Genomic DNA, 12,086 nt, shown 5'->3' on the forward strand with positions numbered 1-12,086 from the left:
GCTCGTTGGCCCCGCCTACGCGACGATGATGTCGTCGGCGGAGCTCTCTGACTCTTCTTCCTCGCTCTCCCCTTTAGCTTCGTCGGCCGACGCCGCGGCCTCGGCCTCGGCGTTCGCCTGCGCCGCCTGCTCGGCGTCCTTCGAGCGCTGCTTGCGCGCCGCACGGCGCTCGTCGGCGTCGAGCACGTCGTCGAGGTCCACGTGGTCCTCGATGAGCCGGAGGCGTTCTTTGGTCTCGACGAGTTCGTCGGTGAGCCCCGAAATGCTGGCCTCGAGCTCCCGGACCTTCGCTTCGAGTTCCTCAACGCGGTTCCCAGTCATGCCTAGGTACCCTGCACGCGAGCCCTTAAAGTTGCGTCAGACAATGACATAGTTCCTGATACGTCTCCGCCCCCGGATTCGCGGCGTTTCGGCTGGAGATACTGAAAGGTTCGAGTGCGTCCCGTTACGCTTTAGCGCCCGCGTCCGAATCGGAAGGTAATGAGTGCTACCGCCGAGTCGCGCGAGCTGGCGGCCGTCATCGGCCTCGAGGTGCACGTCCAGCTCGAGACCGACACGAAGATCTTCTGTGGCTGTTCGACCCGGGGCGAGGAGGACGAGGAGCCGAACACGCGGGTCTGCCCCGTCTGTCTCGGTCTGCCCGGGGCGCTCCCCGTCCTGAACGAGGGGGCGGTGGAGGCCGCGGTGAAGGTCGGGAAGGCCATCGACGCCGACATCCCCGAGGAGACGACGTTCCACCGGAAGAACTACTTCTACCCCGACCTGCCGAAGGACTTCCAGATCACGCAGTACGACGCCCCCATCTGTCAGGATGGGGAATTAGAGTTCTCCCACCAGGGCGCACGCCGGCTCGTCAACATCCGGCGGGCGCACTTAGAGGAGGACCCCGGGAGCCTTCGGCACGTCCGGGACGGCCCCGCGGACCTCGAAAACCGTATCGTCGGCATCGACCGCGCGGACTACACCCTCGTCGACTACAACCGTGCGGGCACCCCGCTCATGGAGATCGTCACGGAGCCCGACTTCCGCGACCCGAAGGAGGTCCGCGCGTTCTTAGAGAAGTTAGAGGAGGTGCTCGAGTACCTCGGCGTCTTCGACTCCACGCGCGACGGCTCGATGCGTATCGACGCGAACCTCTCCATCGTGGACGCGGACGACGTGGCCGAGGACGGCACGATTTCGAAAGCGGTCCTCGAGGACGCGAACCGCACCGAGGTGAAGAACATCTCCAGTCACAAGGGCGCGGAGAAAGCGCTCGCCTACGAGGAGACGCGCCAGAAGAACCTCATCAAACGCGGGAAGGCGGTCGCCCAGGAGACGCGCCACTTCAACGAGACGCACGGCTCCACCGTCTCGATGCGCTCGAAGGAGGAGGAGAAGGATTACCGGTATTTCCGCGAGGCCGACCTCCCCGCCCTTCGCGTCTCCGGCTGGAAGGAGGAGATCCCCATCCCGGAACTCCCCGACGCGCGCCGCGAGCGCTTCCGCGAGGAGTACGGCCTGAGTCAAGAGGCGGCCTCGAAGCTCACCTCCACGAAGCAGGTGGCGGACTTCTTCGAGGACGTGGCGACGGAGTTCGACGCCGACCTCGCGGCGACGTGGGTCGCCGACAACCTGCTGGGCGAGCTCAACTACCGCGATATGCAGATCACGGACGTGACCGAGCGGCTGGACGAGTTCACGCGGCTCGTCGAGCTCGTCGCGACCGACGAGATCACGGCGAAGAACGCGGAGGAGACCGTCCTCCGGACGATGCTCGACGAGGGGCTGGCCCCGGACGAGATCGTCGAGCGCGAGGGACTCGGCAAGACGGACGACGACGCCGTCGTGGCCGCGGTGAAGGAGGCCATCGAGGAGAACCCCGAGGCCGTCGCCGACTACGAGTCGGGCGAGGAGGGCGCGCTGAACTTCCTCGTCGGGCAGGTGATGGCCAAGACGGGCGGGAGCGCCGACCCTGGAACGGTCAACGGCCTGCTGCGTGAGGAGCTGGCCTGACCGGACTGGTTTCGCAAGAATTGCCCCGAAACGAGGGTCGATCACGCGTCCGTCGCGCCCGAAACAGCGAGTAAACGCGTTACAGCCGGTCAGCCGTGGAGAGCACCAATCCTTATTACCGAGACAGCAGTACGTCAATCAATGTCAGAGCTACTGCCGTCCCAGTCCGACGCGACCCCGGAACAGAACGGGGAGCTGCGGACGCTCTGGCTCGACAGCGAGGACGCTGGCGAGCTGCTCTCCTCTCTCGCGTCGGAGACTGCCCGGTCCATCCTGACGGCGCTCCACGAGGAGCCGGCGACCGCCTCGGAGGTCGCCGACCGTGTGGACACCTCCCTCCAGAACGCCCGTCATCATCTGAACAACCTCCAGGAGTCCGGGCTCGTTCGCGTGGCGGACACCCGCTACTCCTCGAAGGGCCGCGAGATGAACGTCTACGCGCCCGGCGAGGAGCCGATGGTCGTCTTCGTCGGCCGCGAGGAGTCCGCCGGCGTGTTCGACCGGCTGAAGGCCCTGCTCCCCGCCATCGGTGTCCTCGCCGTCGCCAGCCTGCTCGTCCAGCTGCTCGTCACCCTCTCGACGGAGCCGACCGGCCCGGCCGAACTCCCGCGGTTCAGCGACGCCGTCGGCTCCGGCGGCGTCGCCCCCATCGGGCTCCCGCCGGGCGCCGTGTTCTTCGCGGGCGGCCTGCTCGTCGCGGCCGCGTTCTTCGCGGTGACCTACCTCCGAGAGTGACCAAATCCGTACGCTGACGGGCAGAAACGCCCATTCACGGATGAACCGTGTCCCAATCGTTTTATACCTCTGATAGGTATTCACAGGCTATATGCGGCCGGGGACTGCGCTTCGCCTGTTCGTCGTGGCGTGGGTAGTGGTGGCGCCGCTCGCCGCCGTCGCGCTCCCCGCGCCGATCGCCGAGAGCCGGACGCCCGGCAGCGCCGTCGACACGCTCGACGACCGGCTCACCGTCCCCGGCGAGACGAGCCGCTCGTCCGGGAGCGCCGTCTCCGACCCCGACCGGGAGGTGCAGGTCGTCGTCCAGCTGAAACAGGGGGCGGCCGTTCCCGACGGGCTCCCCGTCAACCGGGTGTACACCCGACAGGGAGCCCGCCACGCGGAGCTGACCGTCCAGCTCTCGCAGGTGCGCGCGCTCTGGAACGACCCCCGCATCGCCGCCGTCCGCATCGACCGCGCGCTCGCCGGGAAGGCCACCCGCACCGCCGCCGGCGTGGGCGTCGTTGGCGCGGACGTGCTCCACAGCCGCGGCATCCGCGGCGCGAACGTCACCGTCGGGGTCATCGACGCCGGCTTCCAGCCTACCGATCCCGAGATCGCGGCGAACGTCCGCGGCTACCGGACGTTCGGAGCCGACGCCCGCAGCGACGCCACCCACGGCACCGCCGTTGCGAGCGTCGTCGTCGACACCGCCCCCGAGACGGAGCTCCAGCTCGCCGCCGTCGGCGCGACCACCACGCCCGAGGAGTACGCCGCGGCCGTGGAGTGGCTGGAGGCGAACGGCGCGGACGTCATCGTCGACGCCGGCAGCTACTTCGGCCACGCGGACGCCGACCAGCTCTCGGCCATCGCCGCGGCCACGGCCGAGGACACCCTGTTCGTCACGAGCGCCGGCAACTACGCCCAGCGCCACTGGACCGGGCGGTACGACCCCGGCTCCGGTCGCCCCTGGGTGGCCTTCGGCGAGCACGAGGGGAACGCCCTCAACGGCGGCGAACCGCTCTCGGGGCGCGTCTACGCCGCCGCCTCCTGGACCGGGGACGAGGAGTACGACCTCTATCTCCTGCGTGAACGCGCCGGCACGGACGAGGTCGTCGCCCGGGGCGTCGGGGACGGTCGCACCGAGCACATCGACACCACCGTCGTCGAGGGGCGCTACTATCTCGCCGTCCGCGCGACGAACGCCACCGGGACGAGCGAGATCGAGCTGTTCGCCAGCCACGCGCTCGCGTCCGCCACGCCCAACGGGAGTCTCACCGCGCCGGGCACGGCCCCCGGCGTTCTCACCGTCGGCGCGTACGACAACGGGAGCGTGAAGGCGTTCTCCTCGCGTGGACTCCCCGGCCACCACGGGGTCGACCTCGTCGCGCCCGACAGCGTCGCGCTCACCGGCGCCGACCTCGAGGGCACCTCCTTCTCCGCCCCCTACGTCGCCGGGACGGCCGCGCTGCTCAAATCGGAGTACACGACGCTCTCCGCGAAACAGCTCCGGACCATCCTCACCGTCTCCGCGCGGGACGTCTCGGCACCCGGGCCGGACGTCGAGACCGGCTACGGCCACATCGACGCCCGGAGTGCCTACCTCCTCTCCATCAGCCACGCCCGCTTCGCCGGCGTGAACGAGTCGACCACCTAGGCCTCGGGGTTCGACAGGCCGAGCGAGAGGAGGGGCTCGCCCGCCACCGCCGGGTCGGTCCGGAGGAGGAGGGCGAGCACGACGACCGCCGCGAGTTCGAGCGTCTTCGAGACCACGCCGAGGAGCACCCGGCCCGAGCCGGGGGTGTCGCTCGCCGCCGTCCCGAGGGCGGCGAGGATCGGCTCCACGTAGTGCGAGAAGAGCGTGGCGAGCAGCCCACCGTGGGTGTGGTCCTCGGGTGCGGGAGCCGCGCCGATGGCCGCGCCGTGGTTCAGGAGGGTGTGCCACGCGACCCAGCTCAGGAGGGAACAGAGCATGAGCGCGATGCCGAGTTCGTACGCGCGGCGCCGCGGGAGCCACCCCTTCGCCGCGGCGACGATGCCCGCGAGCCCGGCGACGCCGAGGAGGACGAACAGGAGCGCCCGCGGGTGAGTGAACACCTCGCTCGTGAGATACCGCCCGAGCAGCCCGTTGGCCGCGACGGCCGCGAGCTGTTCGGTGCCGACGGCGAGGTGGACCACCGCGACGGCACCGACGAGCTGGAGCGCGAGGAACTGCAGGGGGCGTATCGCGCGGTCGTGCATACCTCGCTTCGGGAGTCGAGCGGTATGAGCCCAGCGGTCTTCGCCCCCCGTTCGAGAGCCGTACCACCACCTCACACGCACGCGGGAGCGCCCGCCCCCGCACCCTCGCGAGCACACGCCACACGCAGACGCGCCCGCACGCGCCCCGTACGGCGGTTTTCGGCGAAACGTTGAAACACGGAGTCGGCATAGATGCCCCCAATGACCGACTACGGAGGTGGCCGATGATGGAGCTCATCGTCACCGAGAAGGACAACGCCGCCCGGCGCATCGCCGACATCCTCTCCGACGGAGGGGCCGGCGTCGACCGCCGCAACGGCGTCAACGTCTATCGCTGGGGAGACAAACGCTGCGTGGGGCTGTCGGGCCACGTCGTCGGCGTCGACTTCCCGCCCGAATACTCGGACTGGCGCGACGTGGAGCCCGTCGAGCTCACCGACGCCGACGTGGTGAAGACCCCGACGAAGGAGAACATCGTCCGGACGCTCCAGCAGCTCGCGGAGGAGGCCTCTTCGGCCATCATCGCGACCGACTACGACCGCGAGGGCGAACTCATCGGGAAGGAGGCCTACGAGCTCATCGACGAGGTCGCCTCGATCCCCATCAAGCGCGTCCGGTTCTCCTCCATCACCGAGCGCGAGGTGAAGGAGGCGTTCGCGAACCCCGACGAGCTGGACTTCGACCTGGCCGCCGCGGGGGAAGCCCGCCAGATCATCGACCTGATGTGGGGGGCGGCTCTGACGCGGTTCCTCTCGCTGTCGGCGGGCCAGCTCGGCAACGACTTCATCTCGGTCGGGCGGGTGCAGTCACCCACCCTCAAACTCATCGTCGACCGCGAGCGAGAGATCGAGGCGTTCGACCCCGAGGACTACTGGGAGCTGTTCGCCGACCTGCAGAAAGGCAGCGCGGAGCGAAGCTCCGCGGAACGAGCGAGCGGCCAAGGGCCGCGAGCAGACGATGACGACGAGCGCTTCGAGGCGCAGTACTTCTACGAGTCCGAGGGCACCGAGAACGAGCGCGTCTGGAACGAGGCCGACGCGGAGGCGGCGCACGCCCGGTTGCGAGAGGCGACCGGAGCCGAGGTCACGAGCGTCTCGCGGCGCACCCGGACCGACGACCCGCCGGCCCCGTTCAACACGACCCAGTACATCCGTGCGGCGGGGTCGCTCGGCCACTCCGCCCAGAAGGCGATGTCCATCGCCGAGGAGCTGTACACCGCGGGGTGGATCACCTACCCGCGAACGGACAACACGGTCTACCCGGACGACCTCGACCCCGAGGAGCTCCTGGCGACGTTCGCCGACACGGGCGCGTTCGGGGAGGACGCCGCCTCGCTGCTCGAGGGCGACGAGGCCATCGAGCCGACGCGCGGGGAGAAGGAGACGACGGACCACCCGCCCATCCACCCGACCGGCGAGATGCCCGGCAAACAGGACCTCTCCGACGACGAGTGGGAGATATTCGAGCTCGTCGTCCGGCGCTTTCTCGCCACGTGTGCGGAGCCCGCGACGTGGGCCCACCTGCGCGTGGTCGCCGCGGCCAACGGCTGTCAGCTGAAGGCCAACGGCAAACGACTGGTGGACCCGGGCTACCACGCCGTCTACCCCTACTTCAGCACCACGGAGAACTACGTCCCCGAACTGGAGGAGGGGGACACGCTCGACATCGAGGACGTCCGGCTGGAGGCGAAACAGACCCAGCCGCCCCGTCGCCGCGGCCAGTCGCGGCTCATCGAGACGATGGAGGAGTTGGGTATCGGGACGAAAAGCACGAGACACAATACGATCCAGAAGCTCTACGATAGAGGATATATCGAGAACGACCCACCCCAGCCCACGAAGCTCGCGATGGCCGTCGTGGAGGCCGCAGAGGAGTTCGCGGAGCACGTCGTCGACGAGGGGATGACCGCCCAGCTCGAAGCCGACATGAACGCCATCGCCGCCGGCGAGAAGACGCTCGACGAAGTGACCGACGAGTCCCGGGAGATGCTGAAGACCGTCTTCGAGGAGCTCCACGCCTCTCGGGACGACATCGGGACGTTCCTGCGCGACTCGCTGAAGGCCGACAAGACGCTCGGCCCCTGCCCGGCGTGTGGCGAGGACCTCCTGTTGCGCCGGTCGCGCCGCGGCTCCTACTTCGTCGGCTGTGACGGCTACCCGGACTGTACGTACACCCTCCCGCTCCCCTCGCAGGGTGAGCCGACGACAATCGACGAGACGTGCGAGGAGCACGACCTGAAGCACGTGAAGATGCTCGCGGGACGGTCCACGTTCGTCCACGGCTGCCCGCAGTGTCAGGCCGACGAGGCCGACGAGACGGAAGACCGGGTCATCGGGGCGTGTCCCGACTGTGGCTCGGAGCATGGGGGCGAGCTGGCCATCAAGAAGCTCCGGAACGGCGCCCGGCTGGTCGGCTGTACGCGCTACCCGGACTGCGACTACTCGCTGCCGCTGCCCCGCCGGGGCGACATCGAGGTGACCGACACCTACTGTGCCGAACACGACCTGCCCGAACTCGTCGTCCACTCCGGCGACGAGCCGTGGGAGCTCGGCTGTCCCATCTGCAACTACGAGGAGTACAGACAGCGGCAGGCCACGACGGAGGTGGAGGACCTCGACGGGGTGGGGAAGAAGACGGCCGAGAAGCTCGCTGACGCGGGGTTCGACAGCCTCGACTCGCTCAGGGAGGCGGACCCCGAGGACGTGGCCGACAAGGTGCAGGGCGTCTCCGCGAACACGGTCCGCGACTGGCAGGCGCAGCTAAGTTGAAGCCGAAGCGGTTTTGGTCACCCGTCCGATTTTCGGAGGTATGAGCGCTCCCTGGGCTGACTGGGACCACATCGTCAAACTCGACCCGGACAAGACGCTGGTCGAGGGCGAGACGTTCGAGGACGTCTGTTCGACCGGTACGGACGCCATCGAGATCGGTGGCACGACGGGCATGACCGAGGAGAAGATGCAGCGGGTCGTCGAGGCCTGCGGGACGTACGACATCCCGGTGTACATCGAGCCGTCGCACACCGGCGCGGTCGTCCACTCCGACTCCTTAGATGGCTATCTCGTCCCCATCGTCTTCAACGCGGGCGACATCGCGTGGATGACCGGCGCCCACAAGGAGTGGGTCCGGCTCGACGACGAGATCGACTGGGCGACGACCTACACCGAGGCGTACATCGTCCTCAACCCGGACTCGACCGTCGCGGAGTACACGCAGGCGAACTGCGACCTGAACGCCGACGACGTGGCCGCCTACGCCGAGGTCGCAGAGCGCATGTTCGGCCAGGAGATCATCTACATCGAGTACTCGGGGACGCTCGGCGACCCCGAGATCGTCGACGCCGCGCGCACCGCGCTCGAGGACGCTCACCTGTTCTACGGCGGCGGCGTCGGCGACTACGATTCGGCCTACCAGATGGGGCAGGTCGCCGATACCGTCATCGTCGGCGACCTCGTCCACGACGAGGGGGTCGACGCCGTCCGCGAGACCGTCGAGGGGGCGCGCGACGGGAAGGCCACCCGCCGCGCCTGACCGGGAATTCAGCCGCGAGTCGCTGCAAAGGATTTTACTCCGGCGCCGAGATGCTGGTGTAGAGATGAGTCTCATCGCGGAGTATTCTGTTGGGGGAGACCGGCTCGTGTTGGGGGACGCGCTCGCGGCACATCCGGATATCCGACTCGAGTTGGAGCGGTCGGTGGCCGTCGAGCCGGAGAACCCGATCCTGTTCATCTGGGTCGAGGGGGGTGACCTCGACGCGTTCGAGGACGCGATGGCCGCCGACCCGACGGCGACGGATATCCAGTGTCTGAGCGACATCGGGGACGCGCGGCTCTACCGCCTGCAGGTGACGGACGAGGTCGGTGTCGTGCTCTACCCGCAGTGGGTACGGCTCGGGGCCGAGCGGCTGGAGACCCGCTTCGAGAACGGGACGTGGAACTCCCGGACGCGCTTTCCCGACCGCGAGACCATCGCTGCCTACCGGGATTTCCTCACCGAGAACGGGGTGTCGTTTCACCTCCACCGGCTCTACGACTCCGACGACGTGGACGCACACGAAGACGGCCTGACGGAGCGCCAGCGCGAGACGCTGAAACTGGCCTACGCGAGGGGGTTTTTCGACATCCCGCGGTCGACGACGACGGCGGAGCTGGCCGACGAACTCGGCGTCTCGAACCAGGCGGTCAGCGAGCGGCTGCGGCGCGGGTACGCCCGCCTCGTCGAGCAGGTCATCGGCGTGGAGTAAGCGACATCCGACACCGGCGGCGTTCCGATTGGAGACTTTATACCCACCAACGTCATCTGAAAGATTGAATGAGCATCATCGTCGAGTACGCGTTCGCACCGGACGGCGTCGTGCTGGAGCGGACGCTGACCACGGTGGACGTGCGACTCGATATCGAGCGCATCGTCGCCACCGACCCCGAGCGTCCCGGGCTGTTCGCGTGGGCGACGACGGACGAGCCGGCGGCGTTCGACGCCGCGGTTGCGGCGGACCCGACCGTGACCGACCCGCAGCTCCTCAGCGACCTCGGTGGGAAGCGGCTGTACCGCTTCCAGCTGACCGGTGAGACGGATGTCGTCCTCTATCCGGAGTGGGTGAAACGCGGCGGAGAGGGGCTCGAAGCCCACTTCAGCGACGGCTGGTGGTACTCACGGGCCCGGTTTCCGGACCGGGAATCGTTCACCGACTACCGCGAGGTGTTCGCCGAGCACGGCATCGAGTTCCGGCTCCGGAGGATGTACGACGCGAACACCGACGGCGAGCCGCGGGGACGGACGGCGGACGGACTCACCGACAGCCAGCGCGAGACGCTGAAGCTCGCGCACGAGCGGGGGTACTTCGACATCCCGCGGCGGACCACCACCGAGGAGCTGGGGCGGGAGCTGGGCATCTCGAACCAGGCGGTCAGCGAGCGACTGCGGCGCGGGTACGCCCGCCTCGTCGAGCGCGTCATCGGCGCGGAATAACGGGGCTTAAGTCGGGGACGCCTGATTTCGAAGTATGAACGGTCGCACGTACACTGCGGACGCCGAGCCGGGCGACACCGTCACCATCGCCGGCTGGCTGCACGAGACCCGTGACCTCGGAGGTATCGCGTTCCTCATCCTGCGGGACACCAGCGGGAAGATCCAGGTCAAACTCGAGAAGGACGAGATGGACGACGCGCTCGTCGAGACCGGTCTCGACGCCTCGCGCGAGTCCGTCCTCAAGGTCGAGGGCGACGTGAAAGAGGAGCCCCGCGCCCCCACGGGCGTCGAGGTCGTCCCCACCAGCATCGAGGTCATCGCCGAGGCCGAGACCCAGCTCCCGCTCGACCCCTCCGGCAAGGTCGACGCCGAGCTGCCGACCCGCCTCAACAACCGCACGCTCGACCTGCGCCGCGAGGAGGCGAAGGCCGTCTTCGAGATCCGCGCCGAGGTCCTGCGCGCCGTCCGCGAGGCGTTCCGCTCCTTCGCGGCCACGGAGATCAACACGCCGAAGATCGTCGCCACCGGGACGGAGGGCGGCACCGAGCTGTTCCCCATCTCCTACTTCGGCGAGGAGGCGTTCATGAACCAGTCTCCCCAGTTATTCAAACAGCTGATGGTCGGCTCTGGCCTGGAGCGCGTCTTCGAGATCGGCCCCATCTTCCGCGCGGAGGAGCACAACACCCCGCGGCACCTCAACGAGGCCACCTCCATCGACTTCGAATCGGCGTTCTTCGACCACACCGAGGCGATGGACGTCTGTGAGGCCGTCGTGAAGGCCGCCTACGAGGCCGTCGCCGAGAACTGCGAGCGCGAGCTCGAAGCGCTCGGGCTCGACGAGGAGTTCGCGGTCCCCGACGGCGAGTTCCCGCGGCTCACCTACGAGGAGGCCATCCAGCGCATCAACGCGACGGGCGCGCTCGACGAGCAGCTCGTCTGGGGCGACGACCTCCCGACCGAGGGCGAGCACGCGCTCGGCCAGGACGTGGGCGAGCACTACTTCATCACCGACTGGCCCTCCGAGATCAAGCCGTTCTACATCAAGGACCACGACGACGACGAGACGCTCTCGACCGGGTTCGACATGATGCACCCGCGCATGGAGCTCGTCTCCGGTGGCCAGCGTGAACACCGCTACGAGGAGCTCATCGCCGGGTTCGAACAGCAGGGGCTCGACCCCGAGGCGTTCGACTACTACACGAAGATGTTCAAATACGGCATGCCCCCGCACGCCGGCTGGGGCCTCGGTGCCGAGCGGCTCATCATGACGATGCTCGATCTGGACAACATTCGGGAGGCTGTGTTGTTCCCACGAGACCGACAACGGCTCTCGCCGTAGGCGAGGCCGTTGTCCGGCGAGTGGGAGCTCGTCAGGCGAGCGAAGCGAGTCTGACGGTGTTCCCGGCGCTTCGCGCCGGTCACTCGCGGGGCCTCCGGCCCCGCGCTGTTCCCACGTGATCGTCAGCGGCTTTCGCCGTAAGGCGAAAACGCTGACGGCAGATGAGGCTCGCTTGCGAGTCTCACCGCGTCGGCAGCGTCTGAGCCCGTAGGGCGAAGACCTGAGAGCTAGCGAGACGAGCGGAGCGAGTCTTGCCCAGTCGCCAGCGGCTTTCGCCGTACGGCGAAAACGCTGGAAACCGAACCCACCAGTTCCTCCATTTTCGATAGACAACCCCGACACCCAACCCGTTCCGAAGTACCGTGTGAATTGGTAGCAAGGCTCAAGTACTCCGACACCCACTTCTGACGTATGTCGTCGATGATTTCATCGGTGCTCCGGCAGCGGCTGGTGGCCGCGTGCCGAACCGGGATTGGGGACGAGCTACGGGGAATCATCCTCGTGGCGCCGGGGGACGCGGAACTGCTCTACCTCCGTCGTGACCTCGCGTTGCGCGGGAATCAGGCGCGCGAGCTGCGGCACGGCATCGACGTGGCCGGGCGCCACGACGCGCCGAGCGACGAGCACTGGAACGAGACGAAATCCGGGCCGCATCCGCTCGTGGTGCGCGCGGAGAACGGTGACCGGGTCGCCCGGTTCAGCCTGGGGCGGTACGACGTGGTCCTCACCGCCGAGGCGGTGCCGCCGGGCCACTTCGCGGATATCCACCCGACGGTGGCGACGCTGGTGGAGCCGGTGGCGAAGCCCGCGCCGGCCTGAGGCGAATCGGTCC

At 68.3% G+C, this 12,086-nt stretch carries 11 protein-coding genes; 9 read left to right on the plus strand and 2 right to left on the minus strand.

The window, feature by feature from the left end; translation table 11 throughout:
- Window positions 1–15 precede the first annotated feature (15 nt).
- A complete protein-coding gene (locus tag ACQUQR_RS07555) occupies window positions 16–321 on the minus strand; it encodes a DUF7518 family protein (RefSeq protein WP_435195848.1) in 306 nt (101 codons plus the stop codon).
- 159 nt (window positions 322–480) lie between these two features.
- Here ACQUQR_RS07555 and gatB point away from each other — a divergent pair, with 159 nt between their 5' ends.
- From gatB to ACQUQR_RS07570, 3 genes are all read left to right on the plus strand, one after another.
- Window positions 481–1,995: an Asp-tRNA(Asn)/Glu-tRNA(Gln) amidotransferase subunit GatB gene (gene gatB, locus ACQUQR_RS07560; RefSeq protein WP_435195849.1), complete on the plus strand. Its 1,515-nt coding sequence runs from the start codon at window positions 481–483 to the stop codon at window positions 1,993–1,995.
- A gap of 141 nt (window positions 1,996–2,136) precedes the next feature.
- Window positions 2,137–2,730, plus strand: coding sequence for an ArsR/SmtB family transcription factor (locus ACQUQR_RS07565; protein WP_435195850.1), 594 nt, complete (start codon window positions 2,137–2,139; stop codon window positions 2,728–2,730).
- A 91-nt stretch (window positions 2,731–2,821) separates the two neighbouring features.
- Window positions 2,822–4,366, plus strand: a complete 1,545-nt coding sequence (locus ACQUQR_RS07570; protein WP_435195851.1) for a S8 family peptidase — start codon at window positions 2,822–2,824, stop codon at window positions 4,364–4,366.
- Here ACQUQR_RS07570 and ACQUQR_RS07575 read toward each other — a convergent pair.
- Window positions 4,363–4,950 carry a hypothetical protein gene (locus ACQUQR_RS07575; protein ID WP_435195852.1) on the minus strand — a complete coding sequence of 196 codons (588 nt, stop codon included), beginning with the start codon at window positions 4,948–4,950 and terminating at the stop codon, window positions 4,363–4,365. The two genes, ACQUQR_RS07570 and ACQUQR_RS07575, sit on opposite strands and share 4 nt — an antisense overlap.
- Window positions 4,951–5,177: 227 nt before the next feature.
- Between ACQUQR_RS07575 and ACQUQR_RS07580 the strand changes: the two genes are divergently transcribed.
- The 6 genes from ACQUQR_RS07580 to ACQUQR_RS07605 all read left to right on the plus strand — a co-directional run bounded on the left by ACQUQR_RS07580 (window position 5,178) and on the right by ACQUQR_RS07605 (window position 12,073).
- On the plus strand, window positions 5,178–7,718 hold the full coding sequence (locus ACQUQR_RS07580; protein WP_435196262.1) for a DNA topoisomerase I: 2,541 nt from the start codon (window positions 5,178–5,180) through the stop codon (window positions 7,716–7,718).
- Window positions 7,719–7,758: 40 nt separating this feature from the next.
- A complete protein-coding gene (locus ACQUQR_RS07585; protein WP_435195853.1) occupies window positions 7,759–8,478 on the plus strand; it encodes a phosphoglycerol geranylgeranyltransferase in 720 nt (239 codons plus the stop codon).
- Between the two features lie 64 nt (window positions 8,479–8,542).
- Window positions 8,543–9,190 carry a helix-turn-helix domain-containing protein gene (locus ACQUQR_RS07590; protein ID WP_435195854.1) on the plus strand — a complete coding sequence of 216 codons (648 nt, stop codon included), beginning with the start codon at window positions 8,543–8,545 and terminating at the stop codon, window positions 9,188–9,190.
- 68 nt (window positions 9,191–9,258) lie between these two features.
- On the plus strand, window positions 9,259–9,915 hold the full coding sequence (locus ACQUQR_RS07595) for a helix-turn-helix domain-containing protein (protein ID WP_435195855.1): 657 nt from the start codon (window positions 9,259–9,261) through the stop codon (window positions 9,913–9,915).
- A 34-nt stretch (window positions 9,916–9,949) separates the two neighbouring features.
- Window positions 9,950–11,254: an aspartate--tRNA(Asn) ligase gene (aspS, locus tag ACQUQR_RS07600; protein ID WP_435195856.1), complete on the plus strand. Its 1,305-nt coding sequence runs from the start codon at window positions 9,950–9,952 to the stop codon at window positions 11,252–11,254.
- A gap of 411 nt (window positions 11,255–11,665) precedes the next feature.
- A complete protein-coding gene (locus tag ACQUQR_RS07605) occupies window positions 11,666–12,073 on the plus strand; it encodes a DUF7522 family protein (protein ID WP_435195857.1) in 408 nt (135 codons plus the stop codon).
- Window positions 12,074–12,086: the final 13 nt, after the last annotated feature.

It is taken from the genome of Natronomonas sp. EA1 (genome assembly GCF_051195035.1).
Classification (GTDB): domain Archaea; phylum Halobacteriota; class Halobacteria; order Halobacteriales; family Haloarculaceae; genus JBNTJV01.

Excerpts from the sequence above, each read along its gene's own strand:
- ACQUQR_RS07555 (WP_435195848.1), bottom strand. The coding sequence starts at position 321 with ATGACTGGGAACCGCGTTGAGGAACTCGAAGCGAAGGTCCGGGAGCTC.
- gatB (WP_435195849.1), top strand. The coding sequence starts at position 481 with ATGAGTGCTACCGCCGAGTCGCGCGAGCTGGCGGCCGTCATCGGCCTC.
- ACQUQR_RS07565 (WP_435195850.1), top strand. The coding sequence starts at position 2,137 with ATGTCAGAGCTACTGCCGTCCCAGTCCGACGCGACCCCGGAACAGAAC.
- ACQUQR_RS07570 (WP_435195851.1), top strand. The coding sequence starts at position 2,822 with ATGCGGCCGGGGACTGCGCTTCGCCTGTTCGTCGTGGCGTGGGTAGTG.
- ACQUQR_RS07575 (WP_435195852.1), bottom strand. The coding sequence starts at position 4,950 with ATGCACGACCGCGCGATACGCCCCCTGCAGTTCCTCGCGCTCCAGCTC.
- ACQUQR_RS07580 (WP_435196262.1), top strand. The coding sequence starts at position 5,178 with ATGGAGCTCATCGTCACCGAGAAGGACAACGCCGCCCGGCGCATCGCC.
- ACQUQR_RS07585 (WP_435195853.1), top strand. The coding sequence starts at position 7,759 with ATGAGCGCTCCCTGGGCTGACTGGGACCACATCGTCAAACTCGACCCG.
- ACQUQR_RS07590 (WP_435195854.1), top strand. The coding sequence starts at position 8,543 with ATGAGTCTCATCGCGGAGTATTCTGTTGGGGGAGACCGGCTCGTGTTG.
- ACQUQR_RS07595 (WP_435195855.1), top strand. The coding sequence starts at position 9,259 with ATGAGCATCATCGTCGAGTACGCGTTCGCACCGGACGGCGTCGTGCTG.
- aspS (WP_435195856.1), top strand. The coding sequence starts at position 9,950 with ATGAACGGTCGCACGTACACTGCGGACGCCGAGCCGGGCGACACCGTC.
- ACQUQR_RS07605 (WP_435195857.1), top strand. The coding sequence starts at position 11,666 with ATGTCGTCGATGATTTCATCGGTGCTCCGGCAGCGGCTGGTGGCCGCG.